Origin of the sequence: Streptosporangium sp. NPDC001559, assembly GCF_042893955.1 — a bacterium.
GTDB lineage: Bacteria > Actinomycetota > Actinomycetes > Streptosporangiales > Streptosporangiaceae > Streptosporangium.
On record NZ_JBIAVG010000001.1, the window covers coordinates 416,218 to 440,038 of the forward strand.

Here is a 23,821-nt window from a genome sequence, read left to right on the forward strand (position 1 = left end):
ACACACTCCCCCGGCACACGGTGTGGCCCGTCCCCACGTGCCCGCCGTACCGGAGACGGCTCAGCGGGCGGCGCGGCGACGGCGGGGCCTGCGGAACAGGAAGAAGGCGCCGACGAGGCAGAGCAGTCCGACGCCGAGTCCCGTTCCGCCGATGACGAGGTAGTCGGAGTCGACGGGCGGATGGTCGACGGGCGAGCCGATCGGGCCACCGCCGAGATACTTCTCGCCGGTGTAGGCGGCGGCCTTCACCGCCGGGGGCGGTGAGTCCGCGGCCTGGACCGCCGCCGCGGCGTCGACGATCCCGTGGCCGAGGTACAGGGTGTAGCCCGCGGGCGGCTTCATCGCGGTCCTGGTCAGGATCTCGCGGACCTGCCTGACGGTCAGTTTGGGGTTGCGCGAGAGCATCAGGGCGACCGTGCCCGAGGTCAGCGCCGCCGCCGGTGAGGTGCCGCTGCCCGACTCGTAGCCGCCCAGGTTGCGGGCGGCGTGGATGTCGACGCCGGGCGCGGCGATCGTGGTGTAGGTGTGCACCTGGGAGAACTCCGCCCGTGCTCCGTCGCGGCCCGCCGCGGCGACCCCGATCACGCTGGGGAAGGCCGCCGGGTAGGACACCCTGTTGTTGGCGTCGAGGTCCATGGCGTCGGTCGATCCGCCGTTGCCCGAACTGGCCACCACCACGACGCCCTTGCTGGAGGCGTAGTCGACGGCGGCGGCGGTGTCCTCCTCGTACCCCACCCACGACCACTCGTCGGTGCCGAGGGACATCGAGATGACCTTGGCGTCGTGGTCCACCGCGTAGCGGATGCCCTTGGCCACGGCGCCCGCCCACTTACGGCTCTCCTCCTCTCCGACCTTCTTGCTCCTCCTCGCCGACTCCTCCGCCCGCTTGCGCGCGGGGTCCTCCCGGTCCCAGATGACCCGTACGGACAGCACGCGCGCCTGCGGGGCGACCTCAAGGACGCTCGACGCCATGGCGGTGCCGTGCGCGCCCCAGTACGACTGACCGGGCTTGGCACCGCCGCCGACGAAGTCGGGGCCGGAGGTCACGCGTCCCCTGAAGGCCGGATGGTTCGCCATCACCCCGGTGTCCAGCACGGCGACCGTGACCCCCTTGCCCTGGGCCAGGGTCTGCGCCTGCCGTACCTTCATGACCTGGAGTTCCCAGCCGTGCGGCGCCTCGGCCAGCGCGGGCGCCGCCGTACCCGCGAGCAGGGCGGCGCCGAGCAGGGTGGCGGTAAACGCCCTGCCGATCATGGTTGCACCTTCTCCGCCTCGGACTTCAGACGCGTGGACAGCGTCTGGGCGAGGCCGTACGCCGTCATCTGCCACGGCTCGCGGTCCTCCCGTTGCTTGAACCGCCCCTTCCCCCAGGGCTGGGGCACGTGCCCGGCCACCCGGCCGTCGACCGGGCCCGAGGTGACCACCACGAACAGCGTGGCGTAGGGGGCGAAGACACTGATTCCCCCGCTTCCCGCCCGGGCGCCGTCCTTCCACCGCACGCCCGGGACGCCGAGGGCGTGCACCGCCTGCTCGGCCCCGCCCTCGTCGTCCTGGGTCCGGGTGAGCACGTCGGTGAGATCGCTGCGGTCGTTCTCGTTGGGAAGGGCCAGGACGACGGCCGTGGCCGCGGTCCCGCCGCTGGGGTCGAGGTAGGTGGCCCGCAGCGCCGCCACACAGCCGTGTTTGGTCGCCGCCGCCGCGAACCGCCCGGAGAGCGCCGCCTCGCAGGAGGTGTCCTGCGAGATCGCGGCCCTGGTCCAGCCCTTCTCCACGCTGACGGTGGCATCGGGGTCGCGCACCCCGATGGAGGCGGGAAAGACCGTCTCGACGGGCACGTTGCGCCACAGGTTGCGCATGTACTCCTTGCTGATGATCTCCTGCTCGCTGTTGGCGACCGCACGGGCAACGATCGTGCCGCCGCCCAGCGCCACCACCAGCCCGATTCCGGCGACGAGGGTCCCTGCGACGATCCGCCCGATCCCCCGCCGCGGCGCCGTCTGAGGCTCCTGTGGTCCCGGCTGGTGCGGTGCCCACCCGTTCTGAGGTGGCGGTACCGGTTGCCCCGGCGGCTGGACGCCCTGGTACGGCGTTTCCGGCCGCCCCTGGGGCGGATACGTCTGGGGCGCCTGCCCCCGCTGCGGGTACGGCTGGTAGGGATACGGCTGCTGGGGCTGTTGCTGAGGGTAGGGCTGGGGTGTCGGCGCCTGCGCCTGCGGGGGATACGCCGGCCACGGTGTGCCCGGCGGGTACGGCCCCGACCCCTGTCCCCCCGCGGGAGGCCGGTTAGCGGGTGGGGGATGGCTCATCGTCGCTCCCGATCATGCGTGCTGTGTTCCAGGAGGGGGCAACGCACGTTCCAACACCGCGGTTCCCACTACACCATTTGTTCAAATAACCCCATACGCCGCATCAGTCACTCTGAGGCATCTCCAAAGGATGACCGGTGACCCCACCGCGGAACCCCGGCCCTCCTCGACAGATCAGAGACGAAAGCGGTCCGTGGCCACCAGGCGAGGGCCCGAACGCACCACCTGGCGCCGACCGGTCTCGGGATGAATCGAACCGCCGTTCTCCCGCCGGGCACACGCGCCGTGGAAAACGGCGCGGTCACGATTTCGGGCAGGCGCCTCCCGGCCGCCCTGACGGCTGAGACATATTCCGTGGACCACCACCCGCGGAAATCCGTACCCTGACACGGCCCACCGACCTGGAAACCGGGAATCCCCGAAAGGCCGCGAAATTCAACTTTCCGGAGAGAACGATGGACGACTCATGGGCGAGAACAACGCTGAGGGTGACGAAATCCCCGTCGACGCTTGAGGCGGTCGAGGAGAGGATCGGGATCAGGTCCACCGGGTCACGGGAGAGCCCCTTCTGGCTCCACGATTTCGACGTCCCCTCCGACCAGGCGCTCCACGAGCGGCTTCAGACCGTCACCGGCTTCCTGGAGGCGAATCTGACCTCTCTCACGGAACTCTCCCGGGAGCACGAGATCAACCTGTCGATCTCCTGGACACCCCGCGTCGGCCAGGACGGTCTTCAATTCACCGAACGACTGATAGGCGTTCTCAGCTCGCTCAACGCCTACGTCCTGCTGGACACCTACACGGACCGGGACCTGTGAAACTCCTGGCGGCCGTCGGGCGCGGGAATCCGAGTGCGGGAAAGAGCACGGGAATCATTCGCCTTCCCAGCCTGAACCGCTCCCGCCGGGCACACCGCTCATGAGAGCGAAACTCCGGTCAGGCGCTGCGGACCGGGGTCGTCAGGCTCTCGACCGCGGCCACCACCTCTGAGGGGTCGGACAGGTCGGGAAGAACGACGTCGGCGCCCGCCTCCCGGAGTTCGGCCGGGAGGGATCGGCCGGTGGCCACGGCGACCATGGAGGCTCCGGCGATCTTGGCGGCCTGGACGTCCCTGGCCGAGTCGCCGATCAGCACCGTGTTGGTCCCGTCGAACGCCGCGCCGTACTTCTGCCTGGCCCTGCCCTGGGCGACCTGGAGCAGGGTGGCCTTGGGGTAGACCTCCTCGCCGTAGCCGCCGATCTCGAAGTCGACGTACCTGTCCAGCTTGAAGGCCTTCAGCTTGTGTACGGCGTTGCTCCTGATGGTCCCGGTGAGCACCGACTGGACCGTGCCGCCGAGCCCGCCCACGGCCTTGAGCGTCTCGGCCGCGCCCTGCATCATCCGCCCCTCCCTGTCCAGCCGCCCCCGCCGGGCCGCGAACGCCTCGGCCAGGGCGTCGAGGAACCTGGGCAGGTGGGCGTCCTCGGCGACGATGTCGTTGATGGCCAGCGTCTCGAAGATGATCTCGGAGTCGGGGCGGCCGTTGTGCTGGGTGAGCTTGACCAGGGGCCGTCCGGTGACCTGGCGGAAGGCGTCGGCGTACGCCTCACGGGTGAGGATGGACACGTCGACCAGGGTGAGGTCGACGTTCCAGAGAACGAGACGGCTAATCGTGGCCTCCGAGGTGGGGGTGGGCGCCCATCGGGCCCCAGAGTACGGCCGTCGCCCGCCTCACGATCACCGAACCACCCTGCCGGGCGCCCTCACGCACGAAAACGGCGCTCAAGCGTGGTCGAGGGCGTCGGTGAGGGTGTCCACGACGGGGACGCCGAGGGCGTGCAGGTCGGCGCGGCTGGTCATGCCGCCGGTGTAGAGGACGGCGCGCGCCCCGACGTGCCGGGCCGCGTGGGCGTCGTCCACGCTGTCACCGATGACGAGCACGTTCGCCGGGTCGACGCCGAGCGCCTCGATGTGGGCCGCCATCGAGGCGGCCTTGTGCCCTCCCATGGCCGGGGGCGCTCCCGAGTCGGTGCGCAGACCGTCGATCCGGCTGAAGTGGTGGTCGATGCCGAACTCGGCGACCTTCGGCCCCAGCCGGTCGTGCGTCCACATGGACAACAGCGACTGACGGTTGCCCGTGGCGCTCCACGCCTCAAGCGCGCCCACGGCGTCGGCCGTCAGGCCGCACTCCAGCATCAGCCGGTGGTAGTGGTCGTGGAAGCCCGCGTCGAGGCGTTCCCACTCGCCGTCGTCGAGGGGGCGGCCCAGCATGCGCTCGTAGGCCGTCCAGATCGGGCGCATGTAGACCGCCCGGAAACCGTCCGCGTCGTAGGCGGCTATCCCGTACGGCTCGAACACGATGTTCGTGGCGCCGACAACGGCGTCGATGTCGTGAAAAAGAGTGCCGTTCCAGTCCCAAACGATGTGTCTCATATCGTTCTCCAGGATAACCGCCCAGAACTCAGCCGATCAGGTCGGGAATCTCCTGGGTGGCGTACCACAGCAGTTCGTTGGCCTCGGCGCCGTCCACGGTGAAGCGGGCGTCGTCGTCACCGAGGTCCGCGGCGGGCAGCGCGGAGACGGCGGCCTCGACGTCGGACGTCGCGGCCTCCTCGTCCACGTGGACCGCGGCGATCCTGCTGAGGGGGACCGCGGTCGACAGCCGTACCCGGGCACGTTCCTCCAGGTCGGCGCCGCCGTTGACCTCACCGTCGGGGACCTCGGCGGCGATCACCACCCGGCGGGCGGGCGCCTTGACGCCGTCGGCCCTGTCCTCGGCGATCATCCGCAGGGAGGCCCTGGCCGCCTCGGTCAGGGCGACGTACTCCAGTTCCTCGGTGTCACCCGAGGCGTACCATTCGACCAGCGCGGGGGTCACCGCGTAACCGGTCAGCGGGGCCGGGCCGAGCTCCCCGACCGTGGCCACACGGGCCAGCGCCGGGAGCGTGCACGGCAGGTAGACGCGCATCGATGCCTCGATCTGTTCTTCCGACGTGGCGCCGTCCGGCGCCGATCACCCATCGAGTGTGACAGCTCCGCCGCCCGGCCCGCGAGGTACGGCGCACCGCCGGTCAGCGCAGTGGCGTCCCGAGAAGCCTTTCCAGCTCGGCGATGGTCGGCTCCGGGTCCCTGTGGTGGAGACCGACGATGCCGAGGGCCCGGGCGGCGGCGACGTTGACCTCGGCGTCGTCGACGAACACACACTCGGGACCGGTCAGGTTCAGCGTGCCCAGGGCGTGCTCGAAGATCCCTGGCTCCGGCTTCCGCATGCCGACCTCCCCCGAGATCACCACCGCGTCGAAGGTCTCCTCCCAGCCCTCGCGGGGATACTCGTTGGCCCAGGAGTTGGACAGCAGGCAGGTGCGCACTCCCGCGGCACGGGCCTCACGCAGCATGCCGTACATGGACTCGACCCGGCGGAACCCGGCGAACATCCTGGTCAGCAGGCCCTCGGCGACCGGTGGGACACCGTCGAGTGTGACGAGCAGGGCGGCCAGGCGCCGTTCGAAGTCCGCTCCGGAGATCTCACCGCGTTCCAGGGCGTGGACGAGGTTCTCCTCGTCGTCACGGACGCCGTCGTAGGCGCGTGCGACCAGCTCGCGCATCACCTCGTGGTAGTGGGCCGCGTCGATGCGGTCCACGGTGATCCACTCCATGATCGCCTCGGTCATGTTCGTGGTGAGCACGCCGCCCCAGTCGATCAGTACGCCTCTGAGCATTCGGCCTCCTTCGTGGAACCCGTTCCAGGTTAGGTCCGCCCTGTGCGGAGCACCGGCGAAGGGGGGTGCCAAACTGGCCGCCATGGACTTCGCGCTCAGCACGAAGGCGGAGGAGTACCTCGCCAACCTGACCGATTTCATGGTGTCGTATGTCTACCCGGCCGAGCCGGTCTACCACGCCTGGCGGCAGGCCGCCGGACACGGGGACCACCGTCTGCCTCCGGTCGTCGAGGACCTCAAGGCGGAGGCCCGCTCGCGTGGCCTGTGGAACCTGTTCCTACCCATGGAGTCGGGGATGTCCGTTCTCGACCACGCCAGTCTCGCCGAGATCACCGGCCGCTCCCCCGACCTGGCCCCCGAGGCGCTGAACTGCGCCGCCCCCGACACGGGCAACATGGAGTTGCTGCACGCCTTCGGTTCGCCCGAGCAGCGGGCCCGCTGGCTCACCCCGCTGCTCGCGGGCGGCATCCGCTCGGCGTTCGCGATGAGCGAGCCCGCCGTGGCGTCGAGCGACGCGACGAACCTCACGACCTCCATCGTCCGCGACGGCGACGACTACGTGGTCAACGGCCGCAAGTGGTTCGTCAGCGGCGCCGCCGACCCGCGCTGCCGGGTCGTGATCGTGCTCGGCAACACCGACCCCGAGGCGCCCGCGCACCGCAGGCAGTCGACGGTGCTGGTCCCGATGGACACCCCCGGCGTCGAGGTCGTCCGCCACCTGCCGGTGTTCGGCTACCAGGAGCAGCGCGGCTACTCCGAGCTCGTCCTGTCCGACGTGCGGGTGCCCGTGACGAACCTCCTCGGCGAGGAGGGCGACGGCCTGCGTATCGCACGGACCCGTCTCGGTCCCGGGCGTGTCCACCACTGCATGCGCGCGATCGGCATGGCCGAGCGTGCCCTTGAGCTGCTGTGCGCCCGCGCCGCGAACCGGGTGGCCTTCGGCGTGACCCTCGCCCAGCAGGGCGTCGTGCAGCAGCAGATCGCCGAGTCGCGGCTGGCCGTCGACCAGGCCAGGCTGCTGGGACTGCGGGCCGCCTGGATGATCGACACCGTGGGTGCGAGGGCCGCCTCCGCCGAGATCTCCGCCGTCAAGGCCGTCGCCCCCAGGGTGGCCTGTGAGGTGATCGACCGGGCCATCCAGGTCCACGGCGCGCTGGGGGTCTCCGACGACGTCCCGCTGGCCTCGATGTACGTCCACGCCCGCGCGATGCGCATTCTCGGCGGCCCCGACGAGGTGCATCTGCGCGCCGTCGCCCGCCGGGAGCTCAAGCCTCACCTTTCCTGACATCACCACTCTTCCCTCCTTAATGTCCGATTCTTGGAACGCGACCGCGTTTCGGAGACCTGGGGTGAGGAAGGCTAAAAGAACGCCCCAGCGCCGAATAACCGCACGTGAGAGGTGTCGCCGCCGCTCGCGGGCAACACGTTGGAACGATGTTGGAACGATCCCTCGACTCCTTTGGGGAGGGGCCATGACCGTAAGTCAGACAGGTGGCACGACGCGGAGCCGTACGGCTTCGAAGTCAAGCCCATCCGCCACGCGGAAACCGGCCGCGAGGAAGAGCACCGCGACGTCCTCGGCGGCGAAGACGACCACACGGCCGAGCACCGCGCAGCGGTCCTCGGCCGGCACCTCGGCCAGGACACCGGCCAGAGCCTCGACCAGGTCGTCAGCCAAGTCCCCGGCCAAGTCCCCGGCGACCAAGGCCTCGACCACCAAGCCCTCGACCGCCAGGGCTTCGACCACCAGGGCTTCGACCGCCAAGACGCCGACCGCCGGGACCACGGCGACCAGGAAACCGGCCAAGTCCCCCGCCAAGTCCCGGGCCAGGACGTCGGCCGGCGCCAAGGCTCCGACCAGGACCTCGGCCAGCGCCTCGACCAAGTCCCCGGCGACGTCTTCGTCGACGTCTCCGGCGACCAAGTCCTCGACGGCCTCGACCGCCAAGCCCCGGGCCAGGTCTCTGGCCAAGACCTCTACCAGGGCCTCAACGAGGACATCGGCCAGGGCCTCGACCGCGGGGACCACCGCGCAGCGCAGGAACACCGCCCAGCAGGCCACGACGCAGGGCTCGGCGGGAACCTCGACGCACCGGTCGAACGGCAGTGGCGGCGGCAAGCACGGGCTCACGGTGAACCTGCCCATGATGACCGTGAAGTTCCACGCCCCGCACCTCCACATGCCGCACGTCGGCCTGCCGCACGTCAACCGCCAGGAGGCGGGCCAGGCCGTGGACGCCGCCAAGTCGTTCCTGCCGCCGCCCGAGCGCATGGTCTACTACGGCGGGCTCGGCGCGCTGGCCGTCGCGGGCCTGATCGAGTGGCCGGTCGCCGCGGCCATCGGGGTCGGCACGGTGATCGCCCAGCGCGCCCGTGGGATGAGCCGCTCAAGGCGGGCCAGAGCCTCCGCGCGGTGACACGGCTGCTCCGGCGTGTTCCCGTGACCTGACCGCCAGGAAAGCAATCCGCCGTCCGGCCCGCCCGCGCGGGCCGTACGGCTCCGTCATGGCCGTCAGGCCCGAGTGATCCGTCTGGAGAGCCGAATGTTGCTGTCACGTGTGTTCACGCTTTCCGCGGAGACACTGTGGGAGGCCGTGCCCGACGCCGTGCGCAGGGCGTTGCCTCGTCCCCGTGCGGTGCGGGCGGCCCCAGGCGGCTTCCATGTGGACCTGCGCGCCATCGGCGGCCCCGGCACGGAACGGCTCGCCCGACGGCTTGAAACGCTGTTGCTCGCGCTCGACGGGGTCGAGCGTGCCGAGGTCAACGGGGTGCTGGGCACCGTCTTCGTGGGCGGCGACGACGGAGCGGTCGACCTGAAGAGGCTGCTGTCGATCGTCGCGGAACTCGACGACGAGGACGGGTGGGAGCAGGAGGACGAGGACGAGGAGGCGCGGGAGGCGGAGGGCACGGCGGTCCGGGGCCCCGGACCGGCCCTGGCCAGGGTGGTCGAGCAGCGCACCCGGGCCGGCATCAGGCTGGGCGCGAGCGCCCTCGGAACGGGGCTCGCGGTCGCCGGGCGGCTGGCGCACCTTCCGCCGTTGTCCCCGGTCGTCCCCGCCCTGCTGCACCTGGCCGAGTCCACCCCGGCGATCCGGACGAGACTGACCCATCACCTCGGTCACCAGGCCACCTCCGCCCTGTTCACGACGGCGAACGTGGTCGCGGGCACACTGGCGCTCCAGCCCGTCGGGCTGCTGGTGCAGGCGGTGTCCGCCGCCGAGCGTTACGTGGAGGCCCGTGAGGCGCGGCGGGCCTGGGACTCGCGCGCGCAGGAACTGGCCTCCGACGAGGGCGCCTACCGGCACGTCCGCAGGCGCAGGAGGACCAGGACCGCGCCGCTTGAGCACAGCCCCGTCGAGCGGTTCGAACGGCTGGCGAGCCCGGCGGCGCTCGGTGTCTCGGTGCTGACCCACGTCGTCAGCGGCAGCCGTGACCGCGGCCTCGCCATGATGATCGCCGCGACACCCAGTGCCGCGAAGGCCGGGCGGGAGGCGTTCTCCAGCGCGGTCGGGCGCACTCTGGCCAAACGTGGCGCGGTCGTCCTCGACAGTCACGCGCTGCGCCGGATGGACGGCCTCGACACGGTCGTCCTCGACGCCGCCCTGTTCCTGACCGGCTCGTGGACGGTCGAGCGCGTCGTGCCCCTGGCCGAGGGCATCGACCTCGCCGAGCTGAACGCCCTGCTGCCCGGCCTGCTCGACGCGGCCGATCCCGGCGCGCGCCGTGAGCGCGGCCACTGGGCGGCCGAACCCGCCAGGCTTCCCGCCGCCGAGGCGCGCGAGTGGCGTTCCCTGGGGCTGCGGCCGGTCCGGGTGACCAGGCGGGGCGTGCCGGTCGCCCTGGCCGGTCTGGCGCCCGAGCTCGTGTCCATCGCGGACGCGCTGGTCACCGCCCCCCAGGGCTGCTCGGTGCTGCTGGCGGGTGAGGGCGCCCGCGAGGTGGTCAGACGGCTCACCGCGGGAGGAGGGGGCGGGGACGGCACCCCGCCGAAGACCCTCCCGGGAGGCCACCGGCTGACGACGCGGATCCGCGCGCTCCAGGCGGAGGGCCACGGGGTCACGGTGGTCTCCAGGCGGTCGACGTCCGCGATGGCCCAGGCCGATCTGAGCGTCGGCGTGCTCGGTGGTCCCGACGGCGTGCCGTGGGAGGCGGACGTGCTGGGCGACCTGGAGACGGCCCACCTGCTGCTGAGCTGCCTGGCCCCGGCCAGGAGAGCCGGTGAGCGGTGCGTACGGCTCAGCCTGGCGACGGCGGCGGCGGGCGCGGCGCTCGCGGGCACCGGCCCCAGGACCGCCTCCGTGCACAGGGCCCGTCTGGTCAGCGACGGTACGGCGCTGGCCGCCATCGTCGTGGGCGAGTGGACGGCCCGTGAGCTGGGCAGCGCGGCGCCCGCCGGACGCGCCGACCCGACCCCCTGGCACGCCCTGCCGGTCGACGCCGTGCTGTCCAGGCTCGGTTCCTCCCTCGACGGCCTGCCCAAGTCCGAGGCCGTACGGCGCAGGCCTCCGCCGCCGCCGGGAGAGCCGGACGGCACCGACTCGCTGCTGCGCGCCTCCCTTGAGGAGCTGGCCAACCCGCTGACCCCGGTGCTGGCGGCGGGGGCGGGCCTGTCCGCGATGGTCGGCTCCGTCCTGGACGGCGTGCTGATCGGCGGCGTCATGATCGTGGACGCGCTCATCGGCGGCGGGCAGCGAACGTCGGCCAACCGGGCCGTGCACCGCCTGACCGAGTCCGTCGCCGACCACGTACGGCTGCGCCGCCCCTTCTCCAAAGGCATCAAGGAGTCCAAAGAGCCCAAGAAGGGCAAAAAGGCCAAAGAGCCTGAGAGAGGCCCGTCGCACACGACCGAGGCGGCGACGGCGGACACGCTCGTGCCGGGAGACGTCATCGAACTGCGGGCGGGCGACGCCGTACCGGCCGACTGCCGGATCCTGTCGTCGATCGGCCTGGAGATCGACGAGGCGGGACTGACCGGCGAGTCCTTGCTGGTCCCGAAGGCGCCGGCCCCGGTGGACGCCTCCGCGGTCGCCGACCGCAGCTCGATGGTCTACCAGGGCACGACGGTCGCTGCGGGGCACGGGCTGGCCGTGGTCGTGGCGGCGGGTGAGGAGACGGAGGCCGCGCGCACCGCGCGGCTCTCGGCCGACGAGCGTCCGCAGAGCGGGGTCCACCTGCGGCTGCGGATGCTGAGCCGCAGGATCCTGCCGGTCGCGATCGGCTCCGGTGTCGTCGTGCTGCTCGCGGACCTGCTGCGTGGACGGTCGATGCCGCAGGCGCTCGCCCTGGCGGTGAGCCTCGCGGTCGCCTCGGTGCCCGAGGGGCTGCCCTTCATCGCCTCGGCCGCCGAACTGGCCGCGGCCAGGCGGCTGTCGAGCCGCGAGACCCTGGTGCCCAACCCCTCGACGATCGAGGCCCTCGGCCGGGTGAACGTGCTCTGCTTCGACAAGACGGGGACCCTGACCGAGGGGCGCATCAGCCTGCGGGTGGTCTCCGACGGGCGCTCCGAGCACTCGACGGAGCGGCTGAACGAGGAACTGCGGCGGATCGTGGCCGCCGGGCTGCGCGCGAGCCCCCGCTACGAGGACGGCAGGCCCATCGCCCACCCGACGGACCGCGCGGTGGTCGAGGGGGCGCGGCGGCTCGACGTGACGCCGCAGGAGGGGCTGGGCGTCTGGAGCCGGGTCGAGGAGCTGCCCTTCGAGCCGGGACGCGGCTACCACGCGGTGCTCGGCCTCGGTCCCTCCGGGCACGTGCTGAGCGTCAAGGGCGCCCCCGAGATCGTGCTCACCGGCTGCGCGCACCTGCTGCGCGACGGCCGTACGGTCCGCATGACCGCCGCGGCGAGGAAGGGGCTTGAGGAGGAGGTCGACCGGCTCGCCCTGCAGGGTTACCGGGTGCTCGCGGTGGCCGAACGGCCCGCCTCCGACCGCCGCGACCTGGACGACTCCCGGGTCGACGAGCTGACCTTCCTGGGGTTCCTGTGCCTGGCCGACCCGGTCAGGCCGACGGCGGCCGAGAGCGTCGGCCGCCTGACGAGGGCGGGCGTCAGGATCGTCATGATCACCGGTGACCATCCGAGCACCGCGGCGGCGATCGCCGCCGAGCTCGACCTGCTGAACGGCGGGCGGGTGATGACCGGCCCCGAGCTGGACGAGCTGGACGACGCGACCCTGGTCGAGCGGCTGCCCGGGGTGGCGGTCTTCGCCAGGACGACCCCCGCGCACAAGGTCAGGATCGTCAGCTGCCTGCGCCGGGCGGGAAAGGTCGTCGCGGTGACCGGAGACGGGGCGAACGACGCCCCGGCCATCCGTGCCGCCGACGTCGGGATCGCCCTGGGCTCCCGCGCCACCCCGGCGGCCAGGGCCGCGGCCGACGTCGTGGTGACCGACGACCGCATCGAGACGATCGTGGACGCGTTCGTCGAGGGCAGGGCCATGTGGAGCTCGGTCCGCGACGCCCTGAGCATCCTGCTCGGCGGCAACGTCGGGGAGATCGTCTTCGCGGTCGGCTCGAACCTGCTCACCGGCGGCAGCGTGCTGAACGCCCGCCAGTTGCTGCTGGTCAACCTGTTGACCGACATGCTGCCCGCGATGGCGGTCGCGGTCAGGCCTCCGGCGGCGACCAGCCCGGAGCGGCTGCTGGCCGAGGGGCCCGAGGCGTCCCTGGGCGCCTCGCTGACCCGGGACATCTACCTGCGCGCCACGACGACGGCCGGGGCGGCGTCGGTGGCCTGGCTGGTCGGGCGGGTGACGGGCACGAGGGGGCGGGCGAACACGATCGCGCTGGTCGCCCTGATCTCCACGCAGCTGTTCCAGACCCTGGCCAGCGGCGGCCGGGACCGGGTGGTCCTGCTGGCCGTGATCGCCTCGATGGGCGTCCTGGCGGCCAGCGTCTCCGTCCCCGTGGTCTGCCTGTTCTTCGGCTGCCGGCCGCTGGGACCCGTGGGGTGGGGCATCGCCCTGGGCAGCGCCCTGACAGCCACGCTGGCCGGAACGGCGTTCGAGCGGTGGACCCGCGATCCGTCACCGTCTGTTCATTAAAAGGAAACCTCAAAGTATTGATTTGTGACGCTTTGTCGGCAATTATCCCCGCAGTAGCGTTTCAGTGATTTGAGGTAGACATGTCCGGATTCTTGAGCTCGGTCGTCGCCAAGGCCGTGGCTCTCCTGCTCGAAGCCCTCATCATGCGCATCGTGCAGTCACTCACCCTCGCGATGATCCGTCGCGGCGGCCTCCTGCCCGCCTGACCCCGACCCTCACGGGCCCGGCAGCGGGCCCGCCAGTGGGCGCCGGCGGGCCTCTCAGTGGACCCGCCGGTGAGCCTCTCAGCGGGTCCACGGTGGGCCCTCAGCGGGCCCTCAGTGGACGCCGGGCCCTCGGTGGACGCTCAGCGGGCCCGGCTGTTGATGAGCCGGGCGACCTTGCGGTGCTCGGGTGAACGCAACACCCGCTCCGCCTCGTCCGGGTCGGCGACCGGCGCCTTCACCAGCAGGCCCCGGTTGAACTTCAGCTTCAGCAGCCGCCGTACCGACTGGTCGAGCCGCGCCCTGGAGATCTTCCCCGACTTCACCGCGGTCAGCACCCCGTCGTAGGCCGCCGAGTAGTTGGGCGGCATCAGAAGCAGGTCCGCCCCCGCCTGTACGGCCCGCACCGCCACCTGGGCGTCGCCGTACTTCTTGCGCACCCCGGCCATGTCCAGCGCGTCGGTCGAGACGACACCGTCGAAGCCGAGCTTGTCACGCAGCAGGCCGGTCAGGATCGGCTTGGACAGGGTGGCCGGGTCGCCCGACGGGTCGAGCTTGGGCATGACCACGTGGGCGCTCATGATCGCGTCGACGTCCGCACCGATCGCGGCGGCGAACGGCGGGGCGTCCAGCTTCTCCCACTGGGCCCGGGAGTGCTGGATGACCGGCAGCCCGGTGTGGCTGTCCACGTTGGTGTCGCCGTGCCCGGGGAAGTGCTTGGCCGTCGAGGCGACGCCCGCGTCGTGGAAGCCCTGGACCGCCGCGGCGACCATGGGCGAGACCTTCTTCGGGTCGGAGCCGTAGGCGCGGGGACCGATCACCGGGTTGCGCGGGTTGATGTTCACGTCGGCGACCGGGGCGAAGTCGAGGTTGATGCCCAGCGCCTTCAGCTCGGCGCCGGTCACCTTCGCGGCCCTGCGCGCCAGCGACGGGTCACCGGTCGAGCCGATGACCGAGGCCCCCGGCATGTCGGTGACCAGCGGCGCCAGGCGGGAGACCCGGCCGTTCTCCTGGTCGGCGCCGACGAGCAGCGGGATCCTCGGGGATGCCTTCTGCAGCCCGTTGGTGAGCGCGACGACCTGCCGGACGCCCTTGACGTTGTTCGCCCAGGGGAACAGGATCACCCCTCCTGGGCGGTACTTCTCGATCACCTTCGCCGGGGTGTCCACCCCGTAGCGGGCGCGGTTCTCCGGCGAGGAGGTGTCGGCGGCCGGGCCGTACAGAACCGGCATGAAGAGCTGGCCGACCTTCTCCTCCAGGCTCATCTTCCGCAGCACGGCCTCGACCTGGGCGGGAGAACCCGCCGGAGGGGCCGTGGACGGCTCGGGCGAAGCCGCGGAGGGAGAGGCCACAGAGGGTGACGCCGCCGAGGGTGAGGCCGCCTGGGCCGAGGCGCTCCCGGCCTGGCTCTCCGCCCTGACAGGCGCCGAGGCCCCCGTCGCGGCACATCCGGCCACCATCGTCGCGATCACTGCGAGACCAGTCGTGCGAATACACCGAACCATGGGTTCCACGCTATCCGCGTCACGGACTCCGACACGCCGCGCCTCCCCGTTACGGAAAAGACCTCAGAGGGCGAGTCCGGCCAGTTCCGGCAGGTGGGCGCGGGCCGCCGCCCTGGCGTCCGACGGGCAGGAGGCCGCCAGCGCGGCCTGCGCGGCCAGTACGCACCGCTCCCGCGTGTGCAGCGACAGAGCCGCCCGTACGGCGGGCAGCGCGGTCGGCGCCATCGACAGCGAGGTGACGCCCATCCCGACCAGCACACAGGCCAGGGCCGGATCCCCGGCGGCCTCCCCGCAGACCCCGCAGGACCTGCCGCGCTCGGCGGCGCCGTTGACGGCCGCGAGGACCAGGTCGAGCAGGGCGGGCTGCCAGGGGTCGTGCAGCATGCCGAGGCCCCCGACCTCCCGGTCCGCGGCCAGCGTGTACTGGGCCAGGTCGTTGGTGCCGATCGAGAAGAAGTCCACCTCGGCCGCCAGGTCACCGGAGCGCAGGGCGGCCGAGGGAATCTCGATCATCACCCCGGCCGAGGCGAGCCCGGCCTCCTTGCACGCCGCCACGTACCAGGCGGCCTCCTGCCTGGTCGCCACCATCGGGGCCATCACCTGGAGCTTGGCCGAAGACCGCAGAGCCGCCCTGGCCAGCGCCCTGAGCTGGGTCTCCATGATCTCCGGGTACCGCTGGAAGAGCCGCAGACCGCGCTGGCCGAGCGCCGGGTTGGGCTCCTTTCCGGGCGGCGGCAGGAAGGCCAGCGGCTTGTCCGCCCCCGCGTCGAGCGTGCGCACCACGACCCGCCCGCCGGGGAAGGCGTCGAGCACTCCGAGATAGGCGGCGACCTGCTCCTCCTCCGAGGGAGGCGCCGTCCTGTCGAGGAAGAGGAACTCGGTGCGGTAGAGCCCGACCCCCTCGGCGCCGTGCCGCAACGCCCCCTCCACGTCACGCGGCCCGCCGACGTTGGCCAGCAGCGGCACCGGATGACCGTCCGCCGTGGCCCCGGGGCCGGTGGCCGCCGCGAGCACGGCCTGCCTCGCCGCCGCGGCCCTCGCCACGGTCTCCACCTCCTCCTGGGAGGGGTCGAGCCGTACGAGGCCGGAGAAGCCGTCAACGAGCACCTCGGTCCCGGCGGCGACGGAGGCCGCCCCCGGGCAGGCGACCACGGCCGGCACGCCCATGGCCCTGGCGAGGATCGCGGTGTGGCTGGTCGGCCCGCCCTGCTCGGTGACGAACGCGGCGACCACCTCCTTGGACAGCGCCGCCGTGTCCGCGGGCGCCAGGTCACGGGCGAGCAGCACGTACGGCCGGGCACCGGGCGCGGGCAGCCCCGGGGCGGGCAGTCCCTCAAGGAGGGCGACGACCCTGTCCCGCACGTCGTCCAGGTCGGCCGCGCGCTCGCCGAGGTATCCCCCGGCGCCGACGATCATCTCGCGGTATCCGCCGAACCCCTCGTAGACGGCCCTCGACGCGCTCATCCCGGCGTCGATCAGCCCGGCGACCCCGACGGCCAGTCCCGGGTCGCGCGCCATCAGCGCCTGGGCCTTGAGAATCTCCTGGGCCTGGCCCCCCGCCCTGGCCCCCCGCTCCTCCAGGTCGGCGGCGACCCGTTCGAGGGCTCGGGCGGCCCTGGCTCGTTCGGCCTCGGCGTCACCGTCGTGACGGGCATCGGCGTCCGGCACGGGGACCTCGCGTGACAGGACGTATCCGGGTCCGGATCCGACACCCGGGCTCACGCCGACCCCCGTGAGCGCGTTCATGGAGCCGATGCGATGAGTGCGAGCTCGTCCAGCAGCTCGTCGGCCCCCTCGCCCTCCGCCTCGATCACCACGGTGTCCCCCTGCCGGACGTCGAGGGAGAGGACCGCGAGAATGCTCTTGGCGTTCACCGGCTCCCCGCCCTTCTTGGCGACGGTCACCTCAAGGGACGCCTTGGCCGCGGTCTGCACGAACGTCGCGGCGGGGCGGGCGTGCAGGCCGACCTCGGACTCAACGGTGACTTGGCGCTGGGCCACGTGCTCCTCCTGCAGGGTCGACCGGGCGGTCTAGACCGCCCGGATCATCGAATGGTGGATGGAGGCCAGTCGACCGTCGTCAGGTCGGTGACCACAAGGTCCGCCTCGGCCAGCTCGGAGCCCTCGTGGGTCGTCGCTATCCCCACGCATGTCATACCCGCCGCCTTGGCCGCCGCAATCCCCGCGATCGAATCCTCGAAGACGACGCACCGCGCGGGTTCGACGGCCAGCCGCTCCGCGGCCAGCAGGAACCCCTCGGGGTCGGGTTTGCCGACGGTCACGTCCCGGGAGGAGACGACGGTCAGCACGAGGTCGCTCACCCCGGCCTCGGCGAGCCTCTTGTCCGCCCAGTCCGGGTGGGCCGAGGTGACGACGGCGATCCGCGCGCCGTACTCGGCGGCCCTGCGCACCAGGTCGGCGGCACCGGGCACCTGGGTGACCTCGGGCAGTCCCGGGTGGTCGTGGAAGGAGCGGACCTCGGCGAGCAGGTCGTCGATCGCCACACCGGGGAAGAGATCGGTCCGCTCGGCCAGGACGTCACGCCCCCGCCGCCCGATGAACCCGCGTAACGCGTCGCGGTCGTGGCCGACCCCGTGCCTGTCGAACAACATGGCCCACATGGCCTGGCTCCGCCGCTCGGAGTTGATGAGCGTGCCGTCCAGGTCGAACAACGCAGCATCCATGGTCGTCCCCGCTAGAGATCGTCGTGGTCTTCGCGGGCCCCACTGCCGCGCGAAGGGCTCACACCCCGGGGAAGGGCTCACGTCCACACGAAGAGCTCGTCTCCTGTGCGCACCGGACCGTCGGCGATCCTGGTGACGGCCTCCGTGACGGCGTCCAGCGCCACGACGGGGCAGACGGGACAGCGCCCGCCCGCCTCGACCTCAGCGGGGTTCCAGGCGACCACGGGCTGCCCCGCCTCCACCCTGTCACCCTCCGACGCGAGCACCTCGAACCCCTCACCTCTGAGCTGGACGGTGTCGATACCCAGATGGACCAGGACCCCTCTGCCGTCGTCGCCGACGACGACGAAGGCGTGCGGGTGGAGCTTCACGATCTTACCGGCGATGGGAGCGACCGCCCTGCCCGGCTCCCTCAACGGCTCGATCGCCAGCCCGGGCCCGACGAGGCCCTGCGAGAACACCGGGTCGGGTACGGCCCGCAGAGCGAGAGCCGCTCCCGCGACCGGGGCAAGCACGGTGGTCATCACACCCCCTTGGCGCCCCCCGCCGTCCCCTCACCGGTGAGGGTGAGAGGACGGCCCGGCGTCTCCTAGCCGATGATGTCCTCGATGTCGCTGGCGATGGTGTCGGCCTCCGGGCCGACCACCACCTGGACGATGTTGCCCGCGGCCATCACTCCGTGCGCGCCCGCCGCCCGCAGAGCCGCCTGGTCGACCTTGGCGGCGTCGTGCACCTCGGTGCGCAGGCGGGTGATGCACGGCTCGATCTCGATGATGTTCTCCGCGCCACCCAGTCCCGCGATGATCGCGTGGGCGTCAGCCGCCATGTCGTCCTCCAGTCGTCATCGGTCTCTGACCAGGCTAAACGACCCGAGACGATCAGTCCGTCTGGGTCACCTTGTTGAGACCCCTGGGAGCGTCGGGGTCGATGCCGAGCCTGCGCGCCAGGGCCTCGGTCAGCAGCTGGCCGGGGACGATGAGGCCGAGCGGGGCGACCCACTCGGGAAGGTCGGGGCCGTTGAGCGCGGCGGTGCCGGCCGCGGCGAGCGCGGTGCCGCCGCCGACGGTGAACGCGGAGGCGCCCGCCCCGGTGACCCGCTCGGCGAGCGCGACGGTCCCGGCCAGGGTGGGGCCCTCGCCCGCGGCGACCAGGAGGGCGGGGGTGTCCTCGTCGACCACGGCGATCGGGCCGTGCAGCAGGTCGGCGTACGACAGGCCCATGGCGTGCAGGTAGCAGGCCTCCTTGAGCTTCAGGGCCAGTTCGAGGGCGGTGGAGAAGGCCAGGCCCCGGCCGGAGACCACGACGCCGGGCTTGTCCGCCAGGCCCTCGACGATCGCGTCCAGGTCGCCGGGCTCGGCGATCAGCTTCTCCACGGCGTCCGGGACCCGCTGCAGGTCGGCGGCGTCGACGTCGGCGCCGAGACCGAGGCCGAGCACGGCCAGCGCGGCGAGCTGGGTGGTGTAGGTCTTCGTCGCCGGGACGGCCTTCTCCTCACCGGCGAGCGTGCACAGGGCCAGGTCGGCGGCCTGGGCGAGGGGGCTCTGCTCGCCGCCGTTGGTGATGGCCACGGTGCTGGCGCCGCAGTCCTTGGCCCAGGCGAGGGTCTCGACGATCTCCTCGGTCCTGCCGGACTGGGAGAGGGCGACCGCGAGCACCCCGTCGAGGTCGAGCTTGCGCCGGTAGGTGGTGGCGATCGACGGCGCGGCGAGGGTCGACAGGCGGCCCGCGTGCGCCTCGGCGAGGTAACGGCCGTAGACTGCGGCATTGTCGGAGGTACCGCGGGCGATGAACAGCAGCTGGCGAGTCTGTCCCGCGAGCCGTTCCACCTCCCCGACCCTGGGGAGGAGGGCGTCCAGCGTGGCTCGCAAAGCGGCGGGCTGCTCAGCGATCTCGCTGCGCATCTTGGTCGTCATCTCGCGCTCATCCTTCGGTCGGACGGACAGAGATCGGGCCGTTATCGATCCGTCGCCGGTCCGCACATTGACACCCTTTTCCGGCCTGTGGTCTAGTCCGGACTAGACCAGTACGAACCATAACTCATCCGTACTTCTCAGATCGAGAGGGGAGGATCTCGTGGCCCAGATCGATCCGGACAGCCCCGTCCCCAAGTACTTCCAGCTTCGCGAGATCCTGCTTGACCTCATCGAGAACAACGAGCTGCCGATCGGCGCGGCGATCCCGTCCGAACGCGAGCTCTGCCAGCGCTTCGAGCTGTCCCGCATGACCGTACGCCAGGCGGTCGACCACCTGGTCTCCGAGGGCAGACTGCAGCGCGTCGCGGGCAAGGGCACCTTCGTCGCCCGCCCCAAGATCGAGATGGCCCTCAGACTGACCTCCTTCAGCGACGAGATGCGCGCCCGCGGCATGGAACCGGGATCACGCGACCTCGACCGCAGGATCGTCAGGGCCAGCGCGCACCTGGCCAGGGAACTCGGCATCCACCCCGGAGACGAGGTCCACTTCATCGAGCGGCTGCGCACCGCGGCCGACGAGCCCATGTGCATCGAGCGGGCCCACATCCCGGTGTCCCTCGCCCCCGACCTCGACGCCCACGACCTGACGGGCCGGTCCCTGTACGCCCTGCTCGAAAGCCGGTACGGTCTGATCCTCGACGCGGGTGAGCTGACCATCGACGGCGGAATCGCCGATCCCGGAGACGCCGACCTGCTGAAACTGCCACGTGGCGGCGCCGTGCTGCTGCTCCAGCGGCGCTCCTTCGCCGGGAACGTCTGCGCCGAGCTCGGGGTCTCCACCTACCGCGCCGACCGCTACCAGCTCCGCACGGTCCTGGAGACCCCGGCACGCCGTACCTGACCTCCTCCCGATCCCCACCCCCCTGGAGGAAAGTCCGATGAGTTCCCCCTCAGCGGACGCGGGCCGTCCTCCCGCCCCGACCTCGGCCGGGTCCGCCGTGATGAGCGTGCTCCAGCGCCTGGGACGCTCCCTCATGCTGCCGATCGCGATCCTGCCCGCCGCGGGACTGCTGCAGCGGCTCGGCTACGACGACCTCATCGGCCGCACGGACAACGTCCTGCTCGACGAGGTCGCCCACGTGATCGGCACCGCGGGCCAGACCCTCTTCGACAACCTGGCACTGCTGTTCGCCGTCGGCGTGGCGATCGGGTTCGCCCGCAAGGCCGACGGCTCGACCGCGCTCGCCGCGCTCGTCGGCTACCTCGTCTTCCACGCGGTCAGCATGACCATCTTCTTCGACCTGTTCGACCCCGCCCTGAAGGACACGATCTCCAAGAAGCTCTTCAACCCGGCCCATCCGGGCGTCCCCGACGTGGTGCTCAACCTCGGCGCGGAGAACCCGACCCGGGTTCTCGGCGGCATCGTGATGGGCCTGGTCTCGGCGACGCTGTGGCAGCGGTTCTACCGGACCAAACTGCCGACCTGGCTGGCCTTCTTCAGCGGGCGCCGCCTGGTGCCGATCATCACCGCCTTCGCCGGACTGATCATCGGTGTCCTGTTCGGCTTCGTCTGGCCGGTCCTCGGCAACCTGATGAGCGTCTTCGGCAACTGGCTCGCCGCCCACAGCGTCGCGGGCGCCGGGATCTACGGCATGTTCAACCGGGCGCTGCTGCCACTCGGGCTGCACCACATCGTCAACAACGTGGTCTGGACGCAGGTCCCCGACTGCGTGGTCAACGGTAAACGGCTCGCCGGGGACCTGATCTGCTTCAACAACGGCGCCCCGGGCTTCGGCGGCTTCGAGGCGGGCCTGTACCCGGTGCTGATGTTCGGCCTGCCCGCCGCGGCCCTGGCCATCTGGCGGGCCGCGCCGCCGCACCGCCGCAACGCGGTCGGCTCGATCATGGTCTCCGCGGCTCTCACCGCCTTCCTGACCGGGATCACCGAGCCGATCGAGTTCGCCTTCGTCTTCGTCGCCCCGGTCCTGTTCGTGGTCCACATCGTCCTGACCGGCATCTCCCTGGCGGTCGCCTCGGCCCTGGGCGCCAAGCTCGCCTTCAGCTTCTCCTCCGGCCTGATCGACCTCATCCTGTACGGCACCGCCCCCAACGCGGAAGGCATCCCGATCATCATCGGGATGGGCCTGGTCTACGCGGTGATCTACTACGTCGTGTTCAGCTTCCTGATCAGGAAGCTGAACATCATGACGCCGGGCCGGGAGCCGGAGGCCGACACCGAGTCCGACTCCCCCGCGACGCCCGAGCAGCTCCCCGAACCCGCTGAGCCTTCCGCTGAGGCCGCCGGGCCCGGCACCCCGGCCGAGGCCGTACCCCGCCGAACGGAAGGCTGAGCGGCTCTGAGGCCGTGTATCCGCCGCGCCCGGTGGTAGATACCAGACATCCCCCGCCATCGACAGGCAGGGGGACCGGCAATGGGCACGGCGGCCGTGGAGCGCGGCCCTTCGGGGTGGGCGTCGGCTCTGGCGATCCTGCAGCGCGTCGGGCGCTCGCTCATGATGCCCATCGCGGTGCTGCCCGCCGCCGGACTGCTGTTCAGGTTCGGCCAGGACGACATGCTCGGGCGGACGGACAACCTCCTCCTCGACCAGGTCGCGGGCGTCTTCGCGGCGGCCGGTGGCGCACTGTTCGACAACCTGCCGCTGCTGTTCGCGATCGGCGTGGCGATCGGGTTCGCCCGCAAGGCCGACGGCTCGACCGCGCTCGCCGCGCTCGTCGGCTACCTCGTCTTCGACCGGGTCAGCAGGACGCTGTTCTTCACCTCCGCCCCGGCCTCCCAGGTCTACAAGAAGGTGGCGCTGACCGTCGTAGGCCCTGACGGACGGCCCGTGCCCGCGCTCAACCTCGGCGTCCAGAACCCGACCGGGGTCCTGGGGGGCATCGTCATCGGCATCATCGCCGCCCTGCTCTGGGAGCGGTACTACCGGATCAAACTGCCCGCCTGGCTCGCCTTCTTCGGCGGGCGCAGGTTCGTCCCCATCGTCACCGCCGTCTCCGCGCTGGTCCTCGGCGTCGTCTTCGGCCTGCTCTGGCGGCCGGTGGGCGACTGGCTCGCCGGCGTGGGCGACTGGCTGGCCGCCCACGGCACCGCGGGCGCCGGGCTGTACGGCGTGGCCAACCGGCTGCTCATCCCGATCGGCCTGCACCACTTCCTGAACACGATCGTCTGGTTCACCCTGCCCGAGTGCCACGCCGGGGTCCAGGGGGCGACCAAGAACGCCGCGGGCGACCTGAACTGCTACTTCGCGGGTGAGCAGGGCGCCGGGATCTTCATGACCGGCTTCTTCCCGGTCATGATGTTCGGCCTGCTCGGCGCGGCCATCGCGATGTGGCGCGCGGCCCCGAAGGAGAAGCGGGGCGTCGTGGGCGGCATCATGCTCTCGGCCGGCCTCACCTCGTTCGTGACCGGCATCACCGAACCGCTCGAATTCGCCTTCATCTTCGTCGCGCCCACGCTGTTCGCGGTGCACGCGGTGCTCACCGGGATCTCGATGGCCCTGATGGCCGAGTTCGGGGCCAGGCTGGGGTTCACCTTCTCCGGCGGCGCCATCGACATGCTCCTCAACGCGGGCAAGTCCAACACCCACGAACTCGCCCTGATCATCGGCTTCGGCCTGTTCTACTTCGTCGTCTACTACCTGCTGTTCACCGTGCTGATCAGAAGGCTGAACCTGGCGACCCCGGGCCGTGAGCCCGAGGAGGCCTCCGCCGCCTCGCCGTGACCCGTTCCGGTCGTCCGTGGAAGGGACGGCCCTCACGCCGGAACCGCACGGCACCGCTCCAGCTTCGGGTGATCCGCCACCCCCTTTCCTGGCCCTTCACGGAGGAAACACCACCGGACGCCGGAAAGCTGGCGTGCCGCGTATTCGGCGGCAGGACCGGAAACTCCTAGCTGTGTCAGCCCCTCGCAGGAGAAACCGGAGCCACCATGCCGCGCCCCTCGCACCTCCCCCGCGTCGCGTCCTCCTCCGTCGTGGAGCCGCTCTACGACGACGAGCGGCCGTCCCCGAAGGCCGCCGCCGCGCCGCCGTACGTCCAGGGGGCGCTCGCCCTCGCCCTCGACCAAGAGACGGGGACGGCCGGGCCGCCGGGGCCGCCGCCCGCGGTCCCCGAGGGGAGGCGGCTGCGGGCCCTGTGCCAGGCCGTCGCCGAGGTCCTGGCGGGCCTGCGGCCGCCCTCCAGCGTCGCCTCCCACCTCACCGGCAGGGCCGGCGACGAGCTGGCGCGCAGCGGAAGGGTCATGAGGTGCGCGCGGCCCCCGCGGACCGGTGTCCCCCACGTGTCCCAGCCACGTGACGGGGTGGTGGAGATGTGCGTCCTGGTGCACTGCGGCGACCGGTCACGGGTGCTGGCACTGCGACTTGAGCGCGTGGGCGCCCGATGGCTGTGCACGGACGTCGAGACGGCCCCCTGAGATTCCTCTGCCGCCCTCACGGCCTTCTCCAGGGGAAAAAG

General features: G+C 71.7%; 23 protein-coding genes. 9 read left to right on the plus strand and 14 right to left on the minus strand.

Features of this window, described 5'->3' with window-relative positions:
• Positions 1–60: 60 nt before the first annotated feature.
• Both ACFYY8_RS01840 and ACFYY8_RS01845 read right to left on the minus strand, forming a co-directional pair.
• A complete protein-coding gene (locus tag ACFYY8_RS01840) occupies positions 61–1,254 on the minus strand; it encodes a S8 family serine peptidase (RefSeq protein ID WP_390036138.1) in 1,194 nt (397 codons plus the stop codon).
• Entirely contained in the window at positions 1,251–2,306 is a 1,056-nt protein-coding gene (locus ACFYY8_RS01845) for a hypothetical protein (protein ID WP_390036140.1), read from the minus strand. The genes ACFYY8_RS01840 and ACFYY8_RS01845 overlap by 4 nt, the downstream gene beginning before the upstream one ends.
• Before the next feature lie 488 nt (positions 2,307–2,794).
• Between ACFYY8_RS01845 and ACFYY8_RS01850 the strand changes: the two genes are divergently transcribed.
• Positions 2,795–3,124 carry a hypothetical protein gene (locus tag ACFYY8_RS01850; protein WP_390036142.1) on the plus strand — a complete coding sequence of 110 codons (330 nt, stop codon included), beginning with the start codon at positions 2,795–2,797 and terminating at the stop codon, positions 3,122–3,124.
• A 118-nt stretch (positions 3,125–3,242) separates the two neighbouring features.
• Here the strand turns inward: ACFYY8_RS01850 and ACFYY8_RS01855 are convergent, their stop codons facing one another.
• From ACFYY8_RS01855 to ACFYY8_RS01870, 4 genes are all read right to left on the minus strand, one after another.
• Positions 3,243–3,956: an HAD family hydrolase gene (locus ACFYY8_RS01855; RefSeq protein ID WP_390036919.1), complete on the minus strand. Its 714-nt coding sequence runs from the start codon at positions 3,954–3,956 to the stop codon at positions 3,243–3,245.
• Positions 3,957–4,067: 111 nt separating this feature from the next.
• Positions 4,068–4,718 carry an HAD family hydrolase gene (locus ACFYY8_RS01860; RefSeq protein WP_390036144.1) on the minus strand — a complete coding sequence of 217 codons (651 nt, stop codon included), beginning with the start codon at positions 4,716–4,718 and terminating at the stop codon, positions 4,068–4,070.
• 28 nt (positions 4,719–4,746) lie between these two features.
• The gene (locus ACFYY8_RS01865; protein WP_390036146.1) at positions 4,747–5,253 is read right to left on the minus strand and encodes a DUF6912 family protein; all 507 of its coding nucleotides are present in this window, start codon (positions 5,251–5,253) and stop codon (positions 4,747–4,749) included.
• A gap of 103 nt (positions 5,254–5,356) precedes the next feature.
• Positions 5,357–6,004 carry an HAD family hydrolase gene (locus ACFYY8_RS01870; protein WP_390036148.1) on the minus strand — a complete coding sequence of 216 codons (648 nt, stop codon included), beginning with the start codon at positions 6,002–6,004 and terminating at the stop codon, positions 5,357–5,359.
• 82 nt (positions 6,005–6,086) lie between these two features.
• On the opposite strand from ACFYY8_RS01870, the gene ACFYY8_RS01875 reads away from it, so the two are divergent.
• Positions 6,087–7,289, plus strand: a complete 1,203-nt coding sequence (locus tag ACFYY8_RS01875; protein WP_390036150.1) for an acyl-CoA dehydrogenase family protein — start codon at positions 6,087–6,089, stop codon at positions 7,287–7,289.
• Positions 7,290–7,487: 198 nt separating this feature from the next.
• On the opposite strand, the gene ACFYY8_RS01880 is transcribed toward ACFYY8_RS01875, so the two are convergent.
• Positions 7,488–8,150 carry a hypothetical protein gene (locus ACFYY8_RS01880; RefSeq protein ID WP_390036152.1) on the minus strand — a complete coding sequence of 221 codons (663 nt, stop codon included), beginning with the start codon at positions 8,148–8,150 and terminating at the stop codon, positions 7,488–7,490.
• On the opposite strand from ACFYY8_RS01880, the gene ACFYY8_RS01885 reads away from it, so the two are divergent.
• From ACFYY8_RS01885 to ACFYY8_RS01895, 3 genes are all read left to right on the plus strand, one after another.
• Complete coding sequence (locus ACFYY8_RS01885; RefSeq protein ID WP_390036153.1) at positions 8,149–8,421, plus strand: hypothetical protein; 273 nt, start codon at positions 8,149–8,151, stop codon at positions 8,419–8,421. The genes ACFYY8_RS01880 and ACFYY8_RS01885 overlap by 2 nt on opposite strands.
• Before the next feature lie 126 nt (positions 8,422–8,547).
• Entirely contained in the window at positions 8,548–13,044 is a 4,497-nt protein-coding gene (locus tag ACFYY8_RS01890) for an HAD-IC family P-type ATPase (protein ID WP_390036156.1), read from the plus strand.
• An 80-nt stretch (positions 13,045–13,124) separates the two neighbouring features.
• The gene (locus tag ACFYY8_RS01895; RefSeq protein WP_362910078.1) at positions 13,125–13,250 is read left to right on the plus strand and encodes a hypothetical protein; all 126 of its coding nucleotides are present in this window, start codon (positions 13,125–13,127) and stop codon (positions 13,248–13,250) included.
• A gap of 140 nt (positions 13,251–13,390) precedes the next feature.
• On the opposite strand, the gene ACFYY8_RS01900 is transcribed toward ACFYY8_RS01895, so the two are convergent.
• From ACFYY8_RS01900 to ACFYY8_RS01930, 7 genes are all read right to left on the minus strand, one after another.
• Positions 13,391–14,719 (minus strand): glycoside hydrolase family 3 protein, encoded by a 1,329-nt coding sequence (locus tag ACFYY8_RS01900; RefSeq protein WP_390036158.1) that lies wholly within the window; start codon positions 14,717–14,719, stop codon positions 13,391–13,393.
• A gap of 96 nt (positions 14,720–14,815) precedes the next feature.
• Positions 14,816–16,498, minus strand: a complete 1,683-nt coding sequence (ptsP, locus tag ACFYY8_RS01905) for a phosphoenolpyruvate--protein phosphotransferase (RefSeq protein WP_390036160.1) — start codon at positions 16,496–16,498, stop codon at positions 14,816–14,818.
• The gene (locus ACFYY8_RS01910) at positions 16,495–16,752 is read right to left on the minus strand and encodes an HPr family phosphocarrier protein (protein WP_352009836.1); all 258 of its coding nucleotides are present in this window, start codon (positions 16,750–16,752) and stop codon (positions 16,495–16,497) included. The genes ptsP and ACFYY8_RS01910 overlap by 4 nt, the downstream gene beginning before the upstream one ends.
• A gap of 44 nt (positions 16,753–16,796) precedes the next feature.
• Positions 16,797–17,435, minus strand: a complete 639-nt coding sequence (locus ACFYY8_RS01915) for an HAD family hydrolase (RefSeq protein WP_390036163.1) — start codon at positions 17,433–17,435, stop codon at positions 16,797–16,799.
• A 77-nt stretch (positions 17,436–17,512) separates the two neighbouring features.
• Entirely contained in the window at positions 17,513–17,959 is a 447-nt protein-coding gene (locus ACFYY8_RS01920) for a PTS glucose transporter subunit IIA (protein ID WP_352009838.1), read from the minus strand.
• 65 nt (positions 17,960–18,024) lie between these two features.
• Positions 18,025–18,261, minus strand: coding sequence for a PTS glucose/sucrose transporter subunit IIB (locus ACFYY8_RS01925; RefSeq protein WP_352009839.1), 237 nt, complete (start codon positions 18,259–18,261; stop codon positions 18,025–18,027).
• A 52-nt stretch (positions 18,262–18,313) separates the two neighbouring features.
• Positions 18,314–19,348, minus strand: a complete 1,035-nt coding sequence (locus tag ACFYY8_RS01930) for an SIS domain-containing protein (RefSeq protein ID WP_390036166.1) — start codon at positions 19,346–19,348, stop codon at positions 18,314–18,316.
• Between the two features lie 160 nt (positions 19,349–19,508).
• Here ACFYY8_RS01930 and ACFYY8_RS01935 point away from each other — a divergent pair, with 160 nt between their 5' ends.
• The 4 genes from ACFYY8_RS01935 to ACFYY8_RS01950 all read left to right on the plus strand — a co-directional run bounded on the left by ACFYY8_RS01935 (position 19,509) and on the right by ACFYY8_RS01950 (position 23,780).
• The gene (locus ACFYY8_RS01935) at positions 19,509–20,249 is read left to right on the plus strand and encodes a GntR family transcriptional regulator (protein WP_352009841.1); all 741 of its coding nucleotides are present in this window, start codon (positions 19,509–19,511) and stop codon (positions 20,247–20,249) included.
• 37 nt (positions 20,250–20,286) lie between these two features.
• Complete coding sequence (locus ACFYY8_RS01940; protein WP_390036169.1) at positions 20,287–21,699, plus strand: PTS transporter subunit EIIC; 1,413 nt, start codon at positions 20,287–20,289, stop codon at positions 21,697–21,699.
• Positions 21,700–21,780: 81 nt separating this feature from the next.
• The gene (locus ACFYY8_RS01945; RefSeq protein WP_390036171.1) at positions 21,781–23,088 is read left to right on the plus strand and encodes a PTS transporter subunit EIIC; all 1,308 of its coding nucleotides are present in this window, start codon (positions 21,781–21,783) and stop codon (positions 23,086–23,088) included.
• Positions 23,089–23,294: 206 nt separating this feature from the next.
• A complete protein-coding gene (locus ACFYY8_RS01950) occupies positions 23,295–23,780 on the plus strand; it encodes an Rv3235 family protein (RefSeq protein ID WP_390036173.1) in 486 nt (161 codons plus the stop codon).
• Positions 23,781–23,821: the final 41 nt, after the last annotated feature.